Annotated in this window: 25 protein-coding genes; 10 read left to right on the top strand and 15 right to left on the bottom strand. The window is 45.6% G+C overall.

Translation table 11 applies throughout. The features are described 5' to 3' along the window. Nucleotides 1-15: 15 nt before the first annotated feature. The 3 genes from QUB04_RS14615 to QUB04_RS14625 all read right to left on the bottom strand — a co-directional run bounded on the left by QUB04_RS14615 (nucleotide 16) and on the right by QUB04_RS14625 (nucleotide 1778). The gene (locus QUB04_RS14615; protein WP_333285288.1) at nucleotides 16-750 is read right to left on the bottom strand and encodes a hypothetical protein; all 735 of its coding nucleotides are present in this window, start codon (nucleotides 748-750) and stop codon (nucleotides 16-18) included. 188 nt (nucleotides 751-938) lie between these two features. Beyond that, entirely contained in the window at nucleotides 939-1562 is a 624-nt protein-coding gene (locus QUB04_RS14620; RefSeq protein ID WP_333179291.1) for a DedA family protein, read from the bottom strand. A gap of 57 nt (nucleotides 1563-1619) precedes the next feature. Continuing rightward, nucleotides 1620-1778 carry a hypothetical protein gene (locus QUB04_RS14625; RefSeq protein WP_333141902.1) on the bottom strand — a complete coding sequence of 53 codons (159 nt, stop codon included), beginning with the start codon at nucleotides 1776-1778 and terminating at the stop codon, nucleotides 1620-1622. Nucleotides 1779-1910: 132 nt separating this feature from the next. On the opposite strand from QUB04_RS14625, the gene QUB04_RS14630 reads away from it, so the two are divergent. Then, complete coding sequence (locus QUB04_RS14630; protein WP_333285290.1) at nucleotides 1911-2255, top strand: STAS domain-containing protein; 345 nt, start codon at nucleotides 1911-1913, stop codon at nucleotides 2253-2255. Between the two features lie 26 nt (nucleotides 2256-2281). Here the strand turns inward: QUB04_RS14630 and QUB04_RS14635 are convergent, their stop codons facing one another. From QUB04_RS14635 to psbN, 8 genes are all read right to left on the bottom strand, one after another. After that, a complete protein-coding gene (locus QUB04_RS14635; protein WP_333285292.1) occupies nucleotides 2282-2950 on the bottom strand; it encodes a hypothetical protein in 669 nt (222 codons plus the stop codon). Next, nucleotides 2943-3497 (bottom strand): Npun_F5560 family protein, encoded by a 555-nt coding sequence (locus QUB04_RS14640; RefSeq protein WP_333250514.1) that lies wholly within the window; start codon nucleotides 3495-3497, stop codon nucleotides 2943-2945. The genes QUB04_RS14635 and QUB04_RS14640 overlap by 8 nt, the downstream gene beginning before the upstream one ends. Before the next feature lie 600 nt (nucleotides 3498-4097). Continuing rightward, nucleotides 4098-4709: a class II aldolase/adducin family protein gene (locus QUB04_RS14645; RefSeq protein WP_333285294.1), complete on the bottom strand. Its 612-nt coding sequence runs from the start codon at nucleotides 4707-4709 to the stop codon at nucleotides 4098-4100. A gap of 997 nt (nucleotides 4710-5706) precedes the next feature. Further along, nucleotides 5707-6630, bottom strand: a complete 924-nt coding sequence (locus QUB04_RS14650; protein WP_333141907.1) for a hypothetical protein — start codon at nucleotides 6628-6630, stop codon at nucleotides 5707-5709. 85 nt (nucleotides 6631-6715) lie between these two features. Further along, nucleotides 6716-6850: a hypothetical protein gene (locus QUB04_RS14655; RefSeq protein WP_333285296.1), complete on the bottom strand. Its 135-nt coding sequence runs from the start codon at nucleotides 6848-6850 to the stop codon at nucleotides 6716-6718. A gap of 414 nt (nucleotides 6851-7264) precedes the next feature. After that, nucleotides 7265-8176, bottom strand: a complete 912-nt coding sequence (locus QUB04_RS14660; RefSeq protein WP_333141908.1) for an MBL fold metallo-hydrolase — start codon at nucleotides 8174-8176, stop codon at nucleotides 7265-7267. A 1-nt stretch (nucleotide 8177) separates the two neighbouring features. Next, nucleotides 8178-9278 carry a chorismate synthase gene (aroC, locus tag QUB04_RS14665; RefSeq protein ID WP_190659307.1) on the bottom strand — a complete coding sequence of 367 codons (1101 nt, stop codon included), beginning with the start codon at nucleotides 9276-9278 and terminating at the stop codon, nucleotides 8178-8180. Between the two features lie 244 nt (nucleotides 9279-9522). Beyond that, a complete protein-coding gene (gene psbN / locus QUB04_RS14670) occupies nucleotides 9523-9654 on the bottom strand; it encodes a photosystem II reaction center protein PsbN (RefSeq protein WP_190742515.1) in 132 nt (43 codons plus the stop codon). 212 nt (nucleotides 9655-9866) lie between these two features. Between psbN and psbH the strand changes: the two genes are divergently transcribed. The 4 genes from psbH to QUB04_RS14690 all read left to right on the top strand — a co-directional run bounded on the left by psbH (nucleotide 9867) and on the right by QUB04_RS14690 (nucleotide 11408). Next, on the top strand, nucleotides 9867-10070 hold the full coding sequence (gene psbH, locus QUB04_RS14675) for a photosystem II reaction center phosphoprotein PsbH (RefSeq protein ID WP_015176007.1): 204 nt from the start codon (nucleotides 9867-9869) through the stop codon (nucleotides 10068-10070). A 151-nt stretch (nucleotides 10071-10221) separates the two neighbouring features. After that, on the top strand, nucleotides 10222-10482 hold the full coding sequence (locus tag QUB04_RS14680; protein WP_333285298.1) for a TatA/E family twin arginine-targeting protein translocase: 261 nt from the start codon (nucleotides 10222-10224) through the stop codon (nucleotides 10480-10482). Beyond that, nucleotides 10483-11145, top strand: coding sequence for an aminoacyl-tRNA hydrolase (gene pth / locus QUB04_RS14685; protein ID WP_015176009.1), 663 nt, complete (start codon nucleotides 10483-10485; stop codon nucleotides 11143-11145). Continuing rightward, on the top strand, nucleotides 11142-11408 hold the full coding sequence (locus QUB04_RS14690) for a DUF3146 family protein (RefSeq protein ID WP_332958583.1): 267 nt from the start codon (nucleotides 11142-11144) through the stop codon (nucleotides 11406-11408). The genes pth and QUB04_RS14690 overlap by 4 nt, the downstream gene beginning before the upstream one ends. Nucleotides 11409-11486: 78 nt before the next feature. Here QUB04_RS14690 and QUB04_RS14695 read toward each other — a convergent pair whose 3' ends face one another. After that, on the bottom strand, nucleotides 11487-11864 hold the full coding sequence (locus tag QUB04_RS14695) for an S-layer protein (RefSeq protein WP_333285300.1): 378 nt from the start codon (nucleotides 11862-11864) through the stop codon (nucleotides 11487-11489). A gap of 56 nt (nucleotides 11865-11920) precedes the next feature. Between QUB04_RS14695 and QUB04_RS14700 the strand changes: the two genes are divergently transcribed. The 4 genes from QUB04_RS14700 to QUB04_RS14715 all read left to right on the top strand — a co-directional run bounded on the left by QUB04_RS14700 (nucleotide 11921) and on the right by QUB04_RS14715 (nucleotide 15082). After that, on the top strand, nucleotides 11921-13693 hold the full coding sequence (locus QUB04_RS14700; protein ID WP_333285302.1) for a bifunctional serine/threonine-protein kinase/formylglycine-generating enzyme family protein: 1773 nt from the start codon (nucleotides 11921-11923) through the stop codon (nucleotides 13691-13693). Nucleotides 13694-14111: 418 nt separating this feature from the next. Further along, nucleotides 14112-14576 carry a hypothetical protein gene (locus QUB04_RS14705; RefSeq protein ID WP_333285304.1) on the top strand — a complete coding sequence of 155 codons (465 nt, stop codon included), beginning with the start codon at nucleotides 14112-14114 and terminating at the stop codon, nucleotides 14574-14576. Beyond that, the gene (locus QUB04_RS14710; RefSeq protein ID WP_333285306.1) at nucleotides 14566-14751 is read left to right on the top strand and encodes a hypothetical protein; all 186 of its coding nucleotides are present in this window, start codon (nucleotides 14566-14568) and stop codon (nucleotides 14749-14751) included. Before QUB04_RS14705 ends, QUB04_RS14710 begins: the two co-directional genes overlap by 11 nt. A gap of 88 nt (nucleotides 14752-14839) precedes the next feature. After that, nucleotides 14840-15082: a hypothetical protein gene (locus QUB04_RS14715; protein ID WP_333285308.1), complete on the top strand. Its 243-nt coding sequence runs from the start codon at nucleotides 14840-14842 to the stop codon at nucleotides 15080-15082. A 136-nt stretch (nucleotides 15083-15218) separates the two neighbouring features. On the opposite strand, the gene QUB04_RS14720 is transcribed toward QUB04_RS14715, so the two are convergent. The 3 genes from QUB04_RS14720 to QUB04_RS14730 all read right to left on the bottom strand — a co-directional run bounded on the left by QUB04_RS14720 (nucleotide 15219) and on the right by QUB04_RS14730 (nucleotide 17555). Then, entirely contained in the window at nucleotides 15219-15686 is a 468-nt protein-coding gene (locus QUB04_RS14720; protein WP_333285309.1) for a hypothetical protein, read from the bottom strand. After that, nucleotides 15683-16192, bottom strand: coding sequence for a hypothetical protein (locus tag QUB04_RS14725; protein ID WP_333285311.1), 510 nt, complete (start codon nucleotides 16190-16192; stop codon nucleotides 15683-15685). The genes QUB04_RS14720 and QUB04_RS14725 overlap by 4 nt, the downstream gene beginning before the upstream one ends. Before the next feature lie 523 nt (nucleotides 16193-16715). Next, complete coding sequence (locus QUB04_RS14730) at nucleotides 16716-17555, bottom strand: type II CAAX endopeptidase family protein (RefSeq protein ID WP_333285313.1); 840 nt, start codon at nucleotides 17553-17555, stop codon at nucleotides 16716-16718. A gap of 166 nt (nucleotides 17556-17721) precedes the next feature. On the opposite strand from QUB04_RS14730, the gene QUB04_RS14735 reads away from it, so the two are divergent. Next, nucleotides 17722-19206, top strand: a 1485-nt coding sequence (locus QUB04_RS14735) for a GTP-binding protein (protein WP_333285315.1), incomplete at its 3' end; no start/stop codon positions are given.

Raw genomic sequence — 19206 nt, forward strand, 5'->3', positions numbered from 1 at the left:
AATCAAAACTACTACTCACAATCCCAAATCTTTCGTCTCAATTAGATTCCCCTCAAACTCAAAACCCCGGTTCAAACCATCAAAATACTTCTCAATATTAGGCTTAATCCACAGCGCTGCTTCCCCGTGTCCCAACTCCACAGCTCGATCGACTACCTCATACCAAATTGTCAGGCTAACTCCCGCCGCTTGCACCGCCTTCAAACAATCCCAAACAAAATTTGGCACCGATACCGGCGACACTGCATACCTCAACAATTCCTCAGCACCTTCTGGCAAAATAATCAGATTGCTGGCAACTAAAATCATTCCTATATCTTCTTCCCTTTCCCCCTGCCAATTCACTTCGCCATTTAAAACATAACCCCAAGGTTTCAGAAAATTGTCGATCAGATACTGCAACCATTCGACATAATCATAAAACTTTTCCGCGCCGCTCCACTGAATCCCCCCGCCGTCAGCAGTAGGAATCCACTTACACCACAATCCGGGCTGAGTCTTCGGCGGGCGGTTGTAATCGACAACGGAAACTTCGGAGTCTTCATCCCATTTTTCATTCACAAAATAGCAGCCTTCTTCGCCCACAGGTAAACCAACTGCTTCTCTTGCCGAATCGGGAATACTTTGCAAAATAGCAGGATTTCGCTTCATCCGTCGAGTGCGAGAAAACTCTAATAAGTAAATAGCTTCGCTGTCTAATAACCGTTTATTTAAATGAAATGTTCCGTCAAATATTGTAGTGTATCCCATTATTTCTACCTATTATAAATGTAGTTTTTTTTTACCAAAAGTTTATTTTTTGTGGAACGGGCTTCTAGCCCGTTGCTAATCTTGGCACAAAATGTAAGTTTAAGCTCGTATGTTCAAATATTATAAAGAACGGGCTCTCCGGCCCGTTCCACAAGAATATTGATTTTTTTGGGTAACGGATTGCAACCCTATTTAGTCTTGTCCAAACTCCGCGACTCCAACCAAATAGGAATTGCAATCCAAGCAACTGCTAACAGCAAAGCAAATACCGCAAATTGAGCAGCCCAAGCTACCAATTTCTCTAAAGACACAACTTGTCCCAAGAAGTAGGATAAACTTACCATTACAGATGCCCAGCTTGCAGCACCCAGAACATTGAACAGCGAAAATTTCCAAAAAGGCATTTCTGCAATACCTGCTAGGGGGCTAGCAAAAATTCGCAGCAGTGCAATGAAACGGCCCAAAAATACGGCTTTAGCTGCATTTTTGCTAAACTGTTCTTTTAAGTCAAACAGTTGTTCTTCTCGGAAGCGGAAAAATTGTCCCAGCTTCAGCAGGAGTGGCCAGCCGCCGTACCTGCCGATCGCATAACCAAAATTTCCCCCCAATGTAGCACCCGCGATCGCACTGCCGAGCACAAACCAGTAATTCAGTTCCCCACTGCCAGCTAAAAACCCGCCAGCAATCGTAATTGTCTCGCCTGGAAGAGGAACTCCCAGATTTTCCAGCAAAATTCCCAGGAATACTGCCCAGTAGCCGTAATCGCGCGCAAACTGCTGAATAGTCTCTAACGATAAAAACTCAAAAGACATTCGATACTGCCTTCGTAAACTTTTGCAAAGCTCAATACATTTATATATTGGCTCGATTCAGCCAATAGTGCAATCTTTCGCTGTGATGAAAAACACACTGTTGTCGCGATCGCTGGCCCCACTAAAAATTAGGCTTTCAGGCATACTAGAGGAATAGAGAATTGTTGCGGTTGCGTTCCGCGCGATCGCCAGCCAGTTTCCTACTAAATTTATCACAACGGCTCTCCCCACGGATTCCCACAAGGGCGATCGCCAATCCTAAAACATACGCTGAAATCCCCTGAGTCTCTCAAGAGAGTCAGCAACTAAACTAACTTATTCATACTTTACGATCGTAGGATAACTGCTATGGAATTTTCCAACTTCAACCAACCCATCGTCCTTCAACCTCACAACTGCCTCGACTCCCAAGCCGGCAGCCTCCTCCAGCAACAGCTAGCCGAGATTGTGCCCGATCGCCACAAACTCTGGGTAATAGACATGGCCGCCGTAGATTTCATCGACAGTTCCGGGCTGTGTGCCTTAGTCGGCGGACTCAACGCCGCCCGCCACCGGGGATGCCGCCTCGTCATCTGCAACCTCTCAGCAACAGTCAGGCTAATATTTGAAATTACTCAACTCGACCAACTCTTTGAAATCTTCGACAGTTTCGAGCAAGTTATCTCCACTGAAACTCCGGCTTTAGTTGCTTGATTAAAATGAGATCCCTAGTTTAAATCTCAAGTTTCCAATAGACTTCCAGCAACCGCAGAGCTAATTTCAATATCATAAATAGGTTTATTTGTCAAGCAATACCAATGACAAACAAATAAATCCGGCACTTGAACGCCGACAGAAGCGATCGCAGGTGCAGCCGGAAAAGGCCAAAGTCGATCGAAACAAATCCTTTCCCCTACGAACCCGAACTGCATCAAATAAGTCGCCGGCGGCGCATTTAAAAGATTCAGCAAGCGGTAAGCCAACTCATACAACTGCTGTCGCCAAACATCCGACAAATGCACCGGTTGAGAGTAACTAAACTCGCCAGACTGCTTAGAAGGTTCCCCACCGATCACCTCAGCATACAGTGGCCCCTTTGCAGTCAACACCACAGGCAGCCAAAAATTGCCACCACCGACGGGAAAAAGCAACTCCTGGGACACTCGATCGCGCGCCGCCGAAACATTGCTACAAAATCGAAACACATCTTGAGCCGGAAAAACCAGATTTTCTGGCACATCCAGCGTCAAAGGACAAACGATCGCCCCACCCGGAGCGATCGCGCCAGAATGGAGTTCAGAAACCCCACAGATATTGACTTCAGTTAAAGGATCAGATTGAGCGATCGCCGCCTTGAGACTTGGGGCCGGATCTTTCTCACCACCCGCGACAATCAAAACCTTAGACATTGCCAAAGCTCGGCATTTGAATTCCCCGATCGTCCGTTTCATCGACGCTCGGCAGATCCAGGCCCTTAGCCTTGCGGCTCCGCACAGCGAGACGGTAAGTTACGCTTTGCAACTCAGTGTGCAACTGGCGGTTTTCCTTTTGCAATTGCTCCAACTTTTCCTTAATCGGATCGAGCCGCTCGGCAAACTTCTGGCGGTAAACCCCCGGCAATTCCTGAACCACCTGTTCTAGCATCCGAGAGCGATCCGTCAATTCTTGCACCGACTGTCGCAGTTGGTAAACCTCAGCATCCCGCTCTGCGATTTGTTCCTGATAAAAACCCACCTGTTCTTCAACAGCTTGGAGTTGTTCCCGCATTGCCTGCATTTGAGCTTGGTGGCGATCGGAAACTTCCGGCGCCGGCACAAAATTAGAATTGCCCTTCACCAGCCTGAAAAGTTCTTGAGACAACTGCTGCACCAATTGGTCGCGCATTTGCAGCTCTTCGGTGAGACGAGATACCTCTGATTGCAATTCTTTTGAGCTTACAAGTTTAGTTTGATTCATAAAAATGCTCCTCGGTAAGTGGGAAAATCAGAGGCTTGAGCCCTGAGAGGTAAATAACACGGGTGGTTTCAATATATTCGACGGAGTTTATCCTGAGCGAAGACGAAGGGCGAGCGTGACCACCGCCTTGAATCCGCTTTCCCCTCCGGCGAGGGGTAGAGGGGTATAATTACCCCTCTGTGGAGATATGGTTATCTCCGGCTCCCTTTCGGGGTAATGTTCGCTTCGCCAATGTTATAAGAGCTTGTTAAGCTTGCAGCACTGCCTCAGTGACCTTAAGGCTGTTTAACTACAAGCGACAGATCGGAAAACTAGCGTCGCATTCAAGGAGTGTCATGACCCAAATAACGTAGACTTCTAAAGTCTTAGGCTGGTCAGTACAGCTTGCTCAATCAGTCGGGACCAAGCTCAGTCCCTTTAGGGCTGGGTTACTGACAATGACTCTCAGCTTTTACGATTAGATCTAGTATATATCTGCTATTTAGAATATCTTTCCATTACCACAGAGGCAAGAGGCACTTGGCAATTTTTGAGCTGGTTGCGAGAGTTTGATGCTCGTTCTTTACCACAACCGAGGCGAGGGATCAACCGTTCGAGAGATCAACGCTCAACTCCAATCTCATTAATCGCAGCCGAAAGCACTTTGCCAGCTTCGTCCACGGTGCTGCCAAAACAGATAATGCCGTCCTCGTGACCGGCCATCGCCAGAATTTTGCGCTCCGCCAAATTCTCCTCCTCAAAAAGTCTAAACATTTCTAAGGCCATCTGGGGAGTGCCGTAAGGTATTTCTTTTCTAGTAGTAGGAATCTTAAACAGCATTTGCTGCCATAGCTTAGGATTGTGGACGTGAATAATCCCGCCCACCTCCTCTCTCTGAAGGTACAGGGCCCCGTGAGTCAGGGACTCCGACGAAGCTTGTACGGGGCCCCGGCAGCCGAGGAAATTTTTTTCTAAGTTAAATTCGGTAACAGTACAGTAGAATTCTGGTCCCAGAGTTTTCAAGTGTGCAGTCTGGGTTCCCGAAATCACGAATTGGCCTGAATTGCCGAGTCTGACGCTGACGTTGCCAAACCCTATGCCATTTTCGTAGACGCCAATTAATCCCCAAGCGTGGAGCCGATCGCGCCAGTCCATCAAATCTGCTATGTTCCGGGCAGCTACAGGGTCTGCTTCTTCCCAGTCACAGCGGTACTTAACGACTCCTTCATCCATTTTTTTGTTTGATCAGACACTACTCTGACACGACAGACATGGCCCAAGCTGAGACTTAATCGAAGTTGTCAACAAGTTGTCAAACAGCTTTTTTTGCCTGCTGCCTTATGTCTCGGTGCATAAGTGCCTTAACTAATCTACATTCCAGTGTCGCCGTAATTAGCGACCGACATTAGCAAAAAGTAAGCTAGGAAAGAAGAACCAATTATTTCCAAAATCATGATTTAGCCTCTCGGTTATTACAAAAGTTCAATGTGAAAATGTACCCTTTCAGTCGGGGAGTTTGATTCTAGGCTTTTGCCCGATCGAGTTTCTGATGTGAAACTACATAACATCCCTGAATCGCTTATTGTTCTATACTACAGCATTTCTACTGAGTTGACTTCTAACTTAAGAAATATTTAAGGATAAAGTACCCTTAATCCGGTAAGTCCGGTAAAAAGCAACCGTAGATTTACTTATTTTTTATAATTGTACATATATTTAAGCAAAAAGCAAGCGGAACACAAAAAAAATATTTTTTAGCCAGTCTGGGACGAACTGGCACAATCTTCGGGTGCTCTACGTTACTCAACACCTATGTCGATCGAGCAATTTTTAGCTGCGGGGCATCCTACAACCTTAGAAACCGGGTTGAGCGTAATCTGATGTCGGGTAAAATCACCGCAACGCCAGCTCGCGTCGGCGGGTTCACCAAAATCTGTAGTATTAGTATAAGTTATAGATGCCCTAAACCCGCGCCTACCTAGAGGGGGATAGTCGATCGACCGAACCTGATATAAGTCCTATTAACTGAGATGTTGCACCCTTCTCAATTAGTCTTTTATGAACAGGCTTTTCGGCCTGTTCCACAAGAAAATTTATATTTTGTGGAACAGGCCGAAAAGCCTGTTGCTGACAATGGTGCAAGATATCAGATTAAGAAAAAAACAAGCCGATCAAGCAGTCAGGGCCCGATCGGCTAAATTTTTCTGTGAAGCGCGATCGCCCCAGCCCTTTAAATGTGGAAGTGATACAAGATGCTGCCGTCGTCTTTAATTTCGCAATTGGCATTAAAGACTTCAGCTTGTTGGTTCAAAAAACGCTGAGCCACATCCGGCGACAGCCGCGTCTCCATCGCAAACCGCACCAGAGTGATTTCGCCCCGGCCTTCTTTGATCAGTCGGTACAAAGCACTTTGGAGCCTTTCGCTCTCTTCTCGTTGAAAAGCTGCTTTGTACCTCCAATCCGCCACCGAAGGAATCAAACCGCGGCTGACCAAAATCGCCAACAGCAAGCCAATTCCCAAAATCAGAGGCACTGTCGGATCGCTCGTGGGCGTCGCCACAATTTGTGGCACTGTAGCAGCGGCCAAACTGCTAACCATTTCTTTTTCCGACGCTTGCGTATCCGCCATTGCAAGCTGAGTTTTGTTGTAAAAGTCTTGCTGAAGCTTCATTTGCTGCAACAGGCGAGCGCGCTCTCTTTCGTATTGGTCGAGTTTTTGCTGAGCTTGTTTCAGGTCTTGAGTGACTTGTGCCAAGCGTTGGTTGAGCGACTGATTGACTGATTGCCACCGATATCTGTTAATCAGGCGGCTTTTTTCAACCATGCCCTTCATCAACATATCCGCCGTTTGGATTGCTTGCTGCTGATCGAGCGAGCGATACCCAACCACAATTTCTAGGGGTTGTTCCGCCTTAGAAATCTTGACACTAGCATTTTGTCGAACTTGCTGGGGCGAGAGCTTAACTGCATCTGCCACTGCTTTGACAACATTATCTGCTAGGAGAACCTCCGGGGTGAGTTGCTCTCCCTGCTTGAGAATTGTCGTGCCCGTGGTCGAAAATTTGACGGGCGGATTATTAGAAGTGAGAGTGCCTTGAGCCATGAATCCGGGGGGCGGGGCGAGGCGGTAGGCCAGGGCGCCTGAAATACCCATAATTACAGCAAAACTGCCTAGGGCAATCCATCTGTATTGATTTGCTGAAGATCTAAAACGTAAATTTCCCATTTTGATAGTCAAGTCATAACATTCGCTTGCCGCAGCTACTGCCAAACGCCAGAGCGATCGTTTCTTTCTGGTTAGTCAAATTGACTGCTGAAAATTTTCTCAGTTTGTACCTAAAAGCTATTAGCTTTTGAGACTTGTCAATATTCATGAGCCCAAAAAACCGATCGCGCTTTTATTTGATCCGAGCTATAACTTCAGTTTTTGTCCTTAATAATTAATCTGTAACAAGGCTTCTGGAAGTCTACTGGCCTCAGACTAGCACTCAGGCGTGCGATATCTTCGCCTCCCCGTGTTTGTTGACATTCAAAACTGTCTCCTTTTCACCCTTGGCAATCCTCCAATTATCTTACGTCTTGGCGTCTTGCGGACGCGGTTGAAGAATAAAAAAAACCTTAAATACTGTGCCTAAAAACTTAACAAGCAAGAATTATACCATGCAGTTAAGAGTTTGCTGCATATTAAAAAAAATTGTGGATCGGGGCGCGAGACCCGATCCACATATTCACATAACAATTATGGTTCGATCGGTTGATGGTTCGATCGAGCTCACAAGGGCAAATGTTCAGAAGCCGATCGGCAAAATAAGACCCTCGCGGGCCATGACAGCCTTCGGAAAAGCGATTTGCACATCTTCGGCGATGCGATCGAGAAAATCGTCAGTGTGAGCCGGATCATGGTGAAAAATCACCACTCGTTTCACGCGGGCCTCCTTAGCCATTCTCACCGCTTCCTGCCAAGTCGAGTGTCCCCAACCCACCTTCGGAGACTTGGGGTTGTGATATTCCTCGTCTGTGTACATCGCATCATAAATCAGCACATCAGCGTCGAGGGCTAAATTGTAGACATTCTCATCTAGCCGATCGGGAAAATGTTCAGTATCCGAACAGTAAACAACAGATCGTCCCTGCCAAGTCACCCGATATCCCATAGCAGTATTGGGGTGATTCAGAGATCCCGTCCTAATCTCAATATCGTCCAGCATCATCGTCTGGTTGTGATTGAGTTCGTAGAAATTCAAATCTGCCTGCAAACCCATCAGCGGTATCGGCGAATTCGAGTGGAGCACCCGTTCGACGAAGTGCCTTTTCATGCAATCTCCATCCGGCGGAGTCGCCCCGTAAATATCAAAGCTATTGCCGCGGATAAAAGCTGGGGCGAACAGCGGGAACCCTTGAATGTGATCCCAGTGATAGTGAGTAAAAAACATATAAGCTTGCACAGGCATTTCTTGCACCAACTGGTCTCCCAGCATCCGCAAGCCTGTTCCGCCGTCAAAAATCAAGCGTTTGCCAGCGACGCGCATTTCCAAACAAGAAGTATTGCCGCCGTAGCGAACAGTTTCCTGTCCGGGTGTCGGAACACTGCCCCGCACGCCCCAAAACTGTACTACAAAATCATCTATACCTTTTATTGATTCGGAGGGTTGAGGGCAATCAACGGGAGTTGCCGCTACTGAGGACAAGCTGATTTCCATTTTAAAATTCAGGCTTTAAGGTTCCACATTGTCCGTGATGGCGCAGCAGATGATCGCACAACACTAAAGCTACCATCGCTTCCACCATTGGCACAGCTCTTGGCAAAACACAAGGGTCATGCCGTCCCTTGGCAGCCAGCAGCGTTTCTTCGCCTTCTCGGGTAACTGTGCGCTGCTGCTGGCGAATTGTCGCAGTCGGCTTGAATGCCGCCCGCAAAATGATATTTTCGCCGTTAGCAATGCCACCCTGAATTCCGCCAGAGCGATTCGTCACTGTACGAATTACACCCTTATCATCAGTATAGTATTCATCATTATGTTCGCTGCCCTTGAGCAGAGTCCCGGCAAACCCCGAACCAATTTCAAAGCCTTTGCTGGCGGGCAAGGACATGATGGCTTTGGCCAAGTCGGCTTCGAGTTTGTCGAATACGGGCATTCCCAGTCCTTTGGGTACATTGCGGGCGACGCATTCGACTACACCGCCGATCGAATCTCCGCTGTCGCGAACTTTTTCGATCAGTTCAATCATTCTTTCGGCACATTCGGCATCTGGACAGCGGACGATGTTGCTTTCTACTTGTTCTAAGGTAACAGTGTCCGGGTCGGCGACACATTCTAAGTCTTTGATGCGTTTGACGTAGCCGACTATTTCGACTCCTGCTGCTTGTTTGAGAATTTTTTTAGCGATCGCCCCTGCTGCTACTCTACCAATTGTCTCTCTCGCGGACGATCGACCTCCGCCTTGCCAGTTACGAATTCCGTACTTGGCATCGTAGGTAGCATCAGCGTGGGAAGGGCGGTAAGTTGTCGCCATTTCGCCGTAATCTTGGGGGCGAGTGTCTTGATTGCGGACTAAAATTGCGATCGGCGTTCCCAAAGTTTTGCCTTCAAACACCCCCGACAGAATTTCGCAGGTATCTGCTTCTTTGCGAGGTGTCGTAATTTTGCTTTGGCCAGGGCGACGGCGATCGAGTTCGGCTTGAATTTCCGATGCGTCGATCGACACCAGGGGCGGGCAACCGTCAATTACTACTCCGACACCGCCGCCGTGAGATTCCCCAAATGTCGATATCCGAAATAAATGCCCAAAGGTATTGCCCATTATGCTTTGCCCTGAAACTTGATAATTTTTAGCTTAAATGGAATAGAGATTTACTGTATTTATGAAAAATATACCATTGACGAGTAGGCGATCGGCGATCGCCCCACAGCATCACTCCCTTCCCACCCCTAGAAGAATATCTACCAGGGAGAGAGGGAGAGACAGAGAATAGGAGATCTCTGGAAACACACTTAAATTCATCCGTGTATCCGTGTCCGAATCCGTGTTGTGCCTTCCTTCTTCTTTAGTCTTCGTGTTCTTCAAAAGGATCTCTCAATTCCTTAGCGGGAGGGCCGAAAGCCGTGTAGATCGAGAAACCGGTGATAGCCACCAGACACACGCCCAGTGAAATGCCAAGAACTGCTGCAGGTTCCATATTTTTGATCGATTATGAGTGCTCCACTCTATAATATTACAAAAAATAACAATCCGTCTGAAAGTCTCGTGATTTTAGGCGCTGTACGGTATGGCAGCCAACCGCCACTCCCCGTTTTCCGAGTCCCCCTGCAGCATTTCTGAGAAATTGCGATCGCAATTAGCGGTAGAAATATGTCAAACTTTTCTGTAGAGATTCATTGCAGGTGACTTATGGCACAACGGACTTGGTTAGGAGATATACTCAAACCCCTTAACTCGGAATACGGCAAGGTAGCCCCCGGCTGGGGAACCACGCTATTGATGAGCGTGTTCATTGGACTGTTTTTCGTGTTCTTGTTGATTATTTTGCAAATCTACAACTCTTCTCTGATTCTGGAGAGTGTGGATATGGATTGGTCGAGCCTAGGCCGCTAAAAATTGATCGCAAAACAGTAAGGCTAAAAGTAAAAGCTTAGGGTTGAGGAGAAAGGGTAAAAGCTAAGTTTTCCCGTTTTTCCTTACCCTTTCCGATTACTTTTGCCATAAATAAACAAGAAGTAACTAAACAAATTGCAGGAGAAAAACCATGAATATTTTTGGCATTGGTTTGCCGGAAATGGCCGTTATTTTTACGATCGCCCTATTGGTATTTGGCCCGAAAAAATTACCTGAAATCGGCCGGAGTATGGGGAAGGCAATTCGGGGCTTTCAAGACGCTTCGCGGGATTTTGAGTCGGAGTTCACGCGGGAAGCTAAGCACTTAGAAGAAGCAGTAGCAACTAGCAGCAAACCGGCAACTGAAAAACTCACGGCGGCTACTCCCAAGGAAGATACCGCAGACATTTAAATGAACAACACTCAAAAGTCGGAAACACCAGCGGAGTTAGTGATTCCCCAGCTAATAGTTGGGTTGGGAAATCCCGAACCTAAATACGATCGCACCCGACACAACATAGGCTTTAATGCTGTCGATGCCTTGGCTAAATCTTGGCAGATTTCGCTGTCGGAAAATCGCAAATTTCAAGGCATATTTGGCGAGGGAAACCGGCCGCGGGGACAGAAAATCCGTTTGCTGAAACCGCTTACTTACATGAATCTGTCGGGTCAAGCGATTCGGGCGGCGACAGATTGGTACAAAATACCTGCGGAGTCGGTATTAATAGTATACGATGATATGGATTTGCCGATCGGGAAATTGAGAATGCGGCTTGCCGGTTCTGCCGGCGGGCACAACGGCATGAAATCGACAATTTCTCATTTGGGCACAGACAAATTTCCCCGCCTGCGGATTGGCATCGGCAAACCTCAAAACGATGCTGCTAAAAATGAGAAAGATACGATTTCCTTCGTTTTAGGAAAATTTTCCTCAGAGGAAAGTCAGTTAGTAGAGAAAGTGCTTAAACTGGTTGTAGAAGCTGTGGAACTGAGTCTGCACCAAGGAGTAGAAAAAGCCATGAGCCTTTACAATAGTCGCACAATTGCAGAAACAAACGCGGAAACAAAAAGGTGAGTTCGAGACGTTTGCCTGAAACAACTGCATATGTCCGGGTTACTGGCCAATCTTGGCAAAAAGGCACGATTGAGGGTGAAGTGACTGCCGGCAATTTTGAGTGGCAGTTTCAGTGGCGTTTCACGTCAGAAAAAACACTGATTCTTGAGCCTTCTCAGGGTAGGGCATTGATTCAGGAACCGCTGCACCGTTTTCTGGAAAAATGGGATTATCAATTAGAACCAGGTGGCGATTATTCGTTTACGGTTCGGGCTGAGTTTTAAAATCTTAGTAATGGGAAGGGATAAAGCGCTGGGGAAGGCAAACTTTCTCTAGTAGTATCTCCCGATTCCACTAATTCTTTAATTAATCACGGGAAATGGCTGTAATGGGAAATTGGGAAAGGGCGATCGGGAAGGCAAACTTTCTCTAGTAGGAGGTCCCGATTCCAGTGATTCTTTAATTAAATCAGGGTTCATCCCTTCTCGGTAAGCCCCACAATAATACATTGTCAAAACAGCTTTGTAAGCCCAGTGATTGGAAGGTACATCGGTAAAAGGATTGGGCAGAGTTTCAGCCTGATTCTGCACGCAAGCATTGATAATTTGTTCTGGCGTTTGCTGCACTTGAACTAAAGAATTATTTTGCTTTATTTGTGCAGGATTTTGTGCTTGTACGGGAAATGAACAACTGGCACTAACTAGCAGTATAATTGTGGAAACGATTCTGAGTTTAAGCATCTAATTTCCTCTTGTGCGACAATATATCCTAACTTCCACTGCATTCCCTGAAAACTATGCTGGGTCGTACCCTCCGCAATCATTATCAAATTATCAAATTCTTGGGGAAAGGCGGTTTTGGGCACACGTACCTAGCCAAAGATTTAGACTTACCCGGACATCCCCAGTGCGTTGTCAAACATCTTAAACCGCAAAACGCTGACCCTGACCTTTTACTAATTGCCAAACGCTTATTCGAGACGGAAGCCCAAACTCTGTATAAATTGGGTAAGCTACACGACCAAATCCCCAAGCTTTCCGCCCACTTTGAGGAAAATGGGGAATTTTATTTGGTGCAAGATTTTATCGCCGGACACGACCTTACGAAAGAACTGATTCCAGGTAAAAAATTAAGCGAATCATATACTATTACATTATTGCACAATATCTTAGAAATTTTAGCAATTGTTCATCAGCAAAAGGTGATTCATCGCGATCTTAAACCTGATAATTTAATGCGTCGCCAAGATGGTAAAATTGTCTTGATTGACTTTGGCGCTGTCAAGGAAATTAGCACAATAGTTGTGAATGCTCAAAAGCAAACTAGCTTAACTATTGCAATTGGTACTGCTGGTTATATGCCGAGCGAACAAGCGAAGGGCAAACCTAAACTGTGTAGCGATATTTATGCAGTGGGGATGATTGGGATTCAAGCATTGACTGGTCAACCTCCTCATACCTTAGCAGAAGATCCGCAGACGGGAGAAGTTATTTGGCGAAATCGGGCGCAAGTTAGTAATAATTTAGCAAATGTGTTAGATAAAATGGTGCGCGACAATTTCAGTCAGCGTTATCAAAATGCAGAGGAAGCATTGCAAGCAATTTTATCTTTGTCGCGGTCTTTCCCGCCACCACCGCCACCACCACCGCCACCGACACGAACGGTGTATCAAAGTTTGGGGAACAAATCGCCTCAACCTGTAAAAGTATTGTCAAATTCCCTAAAAACAGTTCAATTTGAAACGGTGACAGTGAATTCAAAGGGGCAAATCATCAAGCGCAGCCAAAGTCAAGCACAGGTTTTTACAGAAACTATCGCCAATGGCGTTACTTTAGAAATGGTTTCTATCCCCAAAGGCAACTTCAAAATGGGTGCACCTGCAAGTGAAGCAGAAAGCGATGACTATGAAAGACCTCAACATCAGGTGACAATCAAACCGTTTCTGATGGGGAAATACCCGATTAATCAAGCACAGTGGGCAGCAGTAGCTAAATTGCCCAAAATTCAGTATTACCTTAAACCCGACCCTTCTCACTTCAAGGGTAAAAACCTGCCTGTAGAAAACGTTTCTTGGAATGATGCTGTTGAATTTTGTGTGAGATTGTCTCAGAAGACGGGTAGAAGCTATCGCCTTCCTAGTGAGGCGGAATGGGAATATGCTTGTCGGGCTGGGACAACTACTCCATTTCATTTTGGGGACACAGTTACCCCGGATTTAGTTAATTATCGTGGCAATAATTCCTACGGTTCTGCACCGAAGGGAATCTATCGTGAAACAACAACTGCTGTGGGTAGTTTTCCACCCAATAGCTTTGGACTTTATGATATGCACGGGAATGTCTGGGAATGGTGTCAAGATATTTACCACGATAATTATAACGGTGCGCCGAATGATGGAAGTGCCTGGGAAAGTGGTGGAGATAGTAATTACCCGGTGCTGCGTGGTGGCTCCTGGCTCAACTATGCGGTCAATTGCCGTAGTGCCAATCGTGGCTACAACTCGTCGGATCTCAGGTGGAGGAGCTGGGGTTTTCGCGTAGCGGTTGCTTCGGTTTCTTCGTCGTCCTAGTTTTCCCCGCGAGGACTCTTCTTTGCTATTTTGCCCTTTTGCTCTTTACTCTTTTTTCTTTTTCACTTTTTTGGTCGCCTCTGGTGACTCGATTTTTTTTTGCACTCGTGGATGCACTCCCGACAAAGAAACCGGGTTTTTTACTTAATCTGTGGAGTACAGCGAAGGATATCCTCAAAAAACCCGGTTTCTGGCCACCTGTGCGTAAGTTCTGTTTGGGAAAATCACTGTCATTGTGTCAATGCTTTCTGTATAGACAAGTCTGCTGAAATAGTCTGGTTTATTTACGGAGGAGTTGGTGCTGATTTAGGATGGGTTCCAGCGTAGTAAACTATTTTTTTTTCAGATTCACCGCCGAACAGATTATAATTAGAAATATTGATTTTTCTCACGAATAGTCGCATAGGAGATTTACAAAATGAATAACCTATTAGCAGAAACTTTTGCCACCGTCTCTCAACTACCCGAAGCAGAACAAAATGCCATAGCATCCTTAATCTTACAAAAGATATCAGCACCCAGAGTCGCGCCTTTCCTCATTTCCCAATCAGACATTGAAACCCTAGAAAAATCATACATTTTCCGAGACCAAACAGAAGTTATTGACTTTCTTAACAAAAATCCATTTTTACTTCCCGTTCTGCTAGAAGCACCCGTTCAAATTAGCAATTATTTCCCCGAACAAAAACTATTACTTCAAGTCATCAATGACCCGGAAATTCCTAACTATGTTCATCTGGTTCTCTCAATCATCTTAACAGACCTCGCTCCCGATGAAGCAATGGATAGAGAAGATGAATTGCGTAAAAATTGGTCTCGGCGATTATCCCATGAAATTCGGGAGTATTTTTATACGATTTTGGAATATACTGATGAGTTTTGATTGGTCGCAATACCTAAATTTAGCAAAAGAACTTGCTGGTCAAGCAACTATTCCTGCTGAACAGGAGGCGCGATTGAGGGATGCTATCAGTCGTTCCTATTATGCTGCTTTTATCTTAGCGCGGAACTATTTGCGAGATAAACAAGGTCAATCGATTTTAGATTTTAGATTTTAGATTTTAGATTGATCCCACGGATAAATGCGGGGGCTTGAGGATTTTCGATTTTAGATTTTCGATTGATTCCACGGATAAATCCAGGGGCTTGTACCATCAAGAAATTCTTGGTCATTTCCTGGCAAAAACTAGCGATATTCACCGCTATGTTTGGCAAGAATTTGATATTAATCCTGACTCAAGATGTCAATTAATCGCCGATAATTTAGCAGTGTTGCGCCGATATCGAAATCAAGCAGACTATGACGATAATTTTCCCTTATTATCTGCGATTGCTACTATTGCGCTCAAGCGTTCTCAAGAAATAATTTATAACCTAAATAATCTCTAAATATCAATTTAATCTGATAATGCTTTTTTGCTGGAGTCGGGTTTGTTGCTGGATAAGCCGGTGGAGTCATGGATCAAAATTTGGTGGATAAATCGGCTCAAACTCCAACGCTAAAAGTTGAAATAGTCTGGTTTATTTACGGAGGAGTTGGTGCTGATTTAGGATGGGTTCCCGCGTAATAAACAAGCACCTTGCGTTTGTGTTCATCCGGTACATAAAATACTCTGTCTGAACTTGTTACTTCATATTCCCACGCACCTTGATAAAGTTTGCCTTTTAACGGAAAAACTCTCCTCGGTTTTCTCACCATCGGGCTAGTACATAAATCTTGATAGCAGCGACGAGCATTTTCAGGGACACGTAACAATAAAGCTTCCCAATCCCGGTTAACCCGTCGGTTTTTTGCTACTACTAACCAGGGCGATTCAGGCAATTGCGCGATAATTTCGGCTGCATTTTCTTGAGTAGATAGGGATGTTCGGGGTGCTGTAAGTGCTTCTTCAGGCGAGATTACCAACTCGGAAAGCACGGGTACAGGTGCGGAAAGTTCTTCAGAGGAAACCCCGCTTTCTGAATCGTCTGGAGTGGGTGGAGTGTGCGTCATACCTGAGTCGATTCAGTAGTGCTTTCTATTTGAGGTGGTGTCAGCAAAACTTCGTCAATTTCATCGCTGAAAGCTGCTGCGAGTTCCGGGCTAGAAATTGCTTTAGCGCTTTCATGCCATTCATGAATTACAATCTCAATCTGATTCCACGCGCCCGATTCCGACTCAGCAAGTCGGTAAGCTTTTTCTAATTCAGCAATCAATTCGCTGAGTTCATCTGAGTCAAATGCTGTCAGCCAGTGATAGGGATTTTCTGAACTAATCGCTTCTCCCAATCGCAGCCGGTAAGCAGCGGCAGTCACTTCAAATACAGTCAAAGAAAGCGTCGCAGCTTTGACCCACAACGTCATCTCTTCCCGGCGCAGTAAAGCAAAATGCTGGTCGTTGCGAGTGATAGTGACAGGGTGATCCATCGCCAAATCTAGAACTCGATTCGGTTGCTGGTTCAATTCTGTTGCGGTAATTAATTCATCGCCGTAAACAAAGCGCGAAGATTCACTTAGCATGGTTTTTGCGTCTGTATGAGTTCAGTATAACACAATTAACATCAATAATAAATGATTTGGGTTAGCGATAGCAAGGCTGATGCACTTAAAGAGCTATTCTGATAAGTTAAGGTTAGTGGCAAGTAAGGCAATGTACTTAATGCACCCAGTTGCGGAGCGATTTCAGTAAACGTAAATCGGACTTTATCAACCATAATTTACTGCTTTTTAATCTGATCAAGCCTTTGCTAAAACAGCAGCAAATTCAAAATAGTTGTAGGAGTTTGTGCTAGATAGTTTGCTTTAATTTTCTAGGAAAATTATGTGTGATTATTGGAGTAATTTCGATTGGAGAAAATGCAGTAGTAAAAGTTTGTCAGCGTGAGGCAAATGCTTCAGGTGTGGTAGAAGTTCAGCAAGCTGCATAAAAATTTCCCAAGGTTGGTTGTAGAGTAGAGGAATCGGCGGTTGAAACCGCGTCTAGACAAACGATGTCCCTCTCTAAGAGACTAAAGAATAAAGGGTAAAAATTTGGGAAGAAGGACTAAAGTCCTGACTGCGAACCTTTTGAACGTTCGGACATCTGCCGCATTCCCAAGGCCAAGACACTCAAAAACAAAAGCCCGATCGCCCCAGCTAGCGGATTGCCGTTAACTCCTGTTACCCAATCGGGGACAGATGCCGAATATCGCACTAACTGCCCGATGTTAATAATGTAATATCCCCAGACTAAACCTGCATGAAGCCCGATCGACAAACCGAGGCGATTTTGGCGCGATCGTTTTCCCCAAACCAGAATCAAACCCAGCAACAACAACCCCGGAAACTGCGGCCAACTCTGCAGCATGGCCGCGACAGGTTTGATAAAATGAGATAGGGCAAACACCAGGCTATTCACCCACAGAGATATTCTATAATTGTAATCCCGCTGCAACTCGTCCAGCAACCAACCCCGGAATACCAACTCCTCCGCAAAACCGACTCCAAGGGCGCTTAACAGCCCTTCTGCGATGATTCTCGGCAAATTATCAGAATTTTGCCACGCGACTAAGCCGAACAGCCCTTGCACCGCAAATAAGCTGAAAGTGAGCAAAAGCCCGATCGCCAATCCGATTAAAAGCTCAAAACCGTTTTTTCGCGTATTGATTAAACCGTAACTTTTGAGTAATTGGGTTTGTCCGTAAACCTTTTTTCCCCAGATCCGCACCAAAAAGAGAAACTCTGTAAACAACAGCGCCATAGTGAGAATAGTTGCAAGGTTGCTATCTTTAACTAACAAGTAAATTGGTGCTGCTAGGGGCAACCAGATTGATAATAAAGCTAACAGAAAAATTGGGATTCGGAAAAAAAATGGATAACTGGCTATTTTGATTAATTTAGTCATAGATCCTTAAAAAAAAATAAGATTGGTTCGGAATTCTTTAACCACAGAGTACACAGAGTTCACAGAGAGAGATTTGAGATATCTGTACAAAGCAGACAGAGAAAGCTAGAATAGCATTGTATTGGCTGAAACTTTAAACAAAACAGAACTATAAAATAAGGGAACAATGACTGAAGCCTCGGATTTTTCAAATGTCGATCGCGAATTAGATGACACAATTTTAAGCTTCGCAGACATTCAGGCAGAACTCAACCTGCGCCACGCTAAAGATGCTCTGCGAGATATAGTAGAAAATCTCGACTTGACAGTTCAAGAGCGAACTGGACTGGAACCGGAAATTGGCGGGTTGGAGAAAATGCTCGACAAGCTAGAGCGCGCTTGCGTGCAAATAGCTGTGTTTGGGATGGTGGGAAGGGGAAAATCTTCGGTTTTGAACGCGCTGCTAGGTCAAAATGTGTTTGAAACTGGCCCGACTCACGGGGTGACTCGCACCACGACTATTGGCCAGTGGGATGTCGGAGAGGGAATTGATGAGAATTTGCCCGATGGCTTACGCCCCGCTACGCTACGACTTTCGCCAGTTATTTACCGTTTGTCGCAAGTAGAATTAATCGATACTCCGGGAATAGATGAAGTTGACGGGGAAACTCGCGAAATGTTGGCGCGTCGCGTTGCTCAACAAGCAGATTTGATTTTGTTTGTAGTTGCTGGCGACATTACAAAGGTGGAATACGCAGCACTTTCGCAGTTGCGGGAAGCCGGAAAACCGATGTTATTAGTGTTTAATAAAATTGACCAGTATCCTGATGCAGACAGGCTGGCAATTTATCATAAAATTCGAGACGATCGCGTGAGAGAATTGTTGTCTCCCGATGAAATTGTGATGGCGGCGGCTTCGCCTTTGACGGCGAGGGCGGTGCGCCGTCCCGACGGAAGTATGGGCGTGCAAATGACTCGCAGTTTGCCACAAGTGCAAGATTTAAAATTAAAGATTTTGGAGATTTTAGACCGGGAAGGCAAATCTTTGGTCGCGCTGAATACGATGCTCTGTGCAGGGGATATTAACGAGCAGTTGGTGCAGCGAAAAATGGAGATTCGAGATAACGCGGCTAATCGAATTATCTGGAACGCGGTAATGACGAAATCGGTGGCGATCGCACTTAATCCAATTACTGTAGTTGATATTCTTAGCGGTGCGGTAATTGATGTGGTGATGATATTAACTTTATCTAAAGTTTACGGCATTGCGATGACGGAAGCGGGCGCGGTGGAATTACTGCAAAAGATTGCGATTAGTATGGGCGGAATTACTGCGGGTGAATTGTTGGCTAATTTTGGTTTGAGTTCTTTGAAGGGATTGTTGGGTTTGGCGACGCCGGCGACGGGGGGTTTGGCTTTAGGGCCTTATTTGTCTGTGGCGGTGACGCAAGCTGCAATTGCGGGGGTTTCTTCCTACGGAATCGGTCAAGTTACTAAGGCTTATTTGGCTAATGGTGCTTCTTGGGGAGATGATGGGCCAAAGGCTGTGGTGAGCAAGATTTTGTCTTCTTTGGATGAGGATTCTATTTTAAATCGGATTAAGGAAGAGTTGCGGGCTAAGTTGGATTTGAGAGACGAAGGAAGAAGGAAGAAGGAAGAAGGAAGAAGGAAG

This window comes from Microcoleus sp. D2_18a_B4 (genome assembly GCF_036702475.1).
In the GTDB taxonomy this organism is placed as follows: domain Bacteria; phylum Cyanobacteriota; class Cyanobacteriia; order Cyanobacteriales; family Microcoleaceae; genus Microcoleus.

Coding starts and splice junctions, on each gene's coding strand:
- QUB04_RS14705 (WP_333285304.1), top strand. CDS start 14,112: ATGAATAACCTATTAGCAGAAACTTTTGCCACCGTCTCTCAACTACCC.
- QUB04_RS14725 (WP_333285311.1), bottom strand. CDS start 16,192: ATGCTAAGTGAATCTTCGCGCTTTGTTTACGGCGATGAATTAATTACC.
- aroC (WP_190659307.1), bottom strand. CDS start 9,278: ATGGGCAATACCTTTGGGCATTTATTTCGGATATCGACATTTGGGGAA.
- QUB04_RS14695 (WP_333285300.1), bottom strand. CDS start 11,864: ATGCTTAAACTCAGAATCGTTTCCACAATTATACTGCTAGTTAGTGCC.
- QUB04_RS14680 (WP_333285298.1), top strand. CDS start 10,222: ATGAATATTTTTGGCATTGGTTTGCCGGAAATGGCCGTTATTTTTACG.
- QUB04_RS14655 (WP_333285296.1), bottom strand. CDS start 6,850: ATGAATATTGACAAGTCTCAAAAGCTAATAGCTTTTAGGTACAAACTG.
- QUB04_RS14660 (WP_333141908.1), bottom strand. CDS start 8,176: ATGGAAATCAGCTTGTCCTCAGTAGCGGCAACTCCCGTTGATTGCCCT.
- psbH (WP_015176007.1), top strand. CDS start 9,867: ATGGCACAACGGACTTGGTTAGGAGATATACTCAAACCCCTTAACTCG.
- pth (WP_015176009.1), top strand. CDS start 10,483: ATGAACAACACTCAAAAGTCGGAAACACCAGCGGAGTTAGTGATTCCC.
- QUB04_RS14630 (WP_333285290.1), top strand. CDS start 1,911: ATGGAATTTTCCAACTTCAACCAACCCATCGTCCTTCAACCTCACAAC.
- QUB04_RS14650 (WP_333141907.1), bottom strand. CDS start 6,630: ATGGGTATTTCAGGCGCCCTGGCCTACCGCCTCGCCCCGCCCCCCGGA.
- QUB04_RS14700 (WP_333285302.1), top strand. CDS start 11,921: ATGCTGGGTCGTACCCTCCGCAATCATTATCAAATTATCAAATTCTTG.
- psbN (WP_190742515.1), bottom strand. CDS start 9,654: ATGGAACCTGCAGCAGTTCTTGGCATTTCACTGGGCGTGTGTCTGGTG.
- QUB04_RS14635 (WP_333285292.1), bottom strand. CDS start 2,950: ATGTCTAAGGTTTTGATTGTCGCGGGTGGTGAGAAAGATCCGGCCCCA.
- QUB04_RS14620 (WP_333179291.1), bottom strand. CDS start 1,562: ATGTCTTTTGAGTTTTTATCGTTAGAGACTATTCAGCAGTTTGCGCGC.
- QUB04_RS14645 (WP_333285294.1), bottom strand. CDS start 4,709: ATGGATGAAGGAGTCGTTAAGTACCGCTGTGACTGGGAAGAAGCAGAC.
- QUB04_RS14640 (WP_333250514.1), bottom strand. CDS start 3,497: ATGAATCAAACTAAACTTGTAAGCTCAAAAGAATTGCAATCAGAGGTA.
- QUB04_RS14615 (WP_333285288.1), bottom strand. CDS start 750: ATGGGATACACTACAATATTTGACGGAACATTTCATTTAAATAAACGG.
- QUB04_RS14730 (WP_333285313.1), bottom strand. CDS start 17,555: ATGACTAAATTAATCAAAATAGCCAGTTATCCATTTTTTTTCCGAATC.
- QUB04_RS14720 (WP_333285309.1), bottom strand. CDS start 15,686: ATGACGCACACTCCACCCACTCCAGACGATTCAGAAAGCGGGGTTTCC.
- QUB04_RS14710 (WP_333285306.1), top strand. CDS start 14,566: ATGAGTTTTGATTGGTCGCAATACCTAAATTTAGCAAAAGAACTTGCT.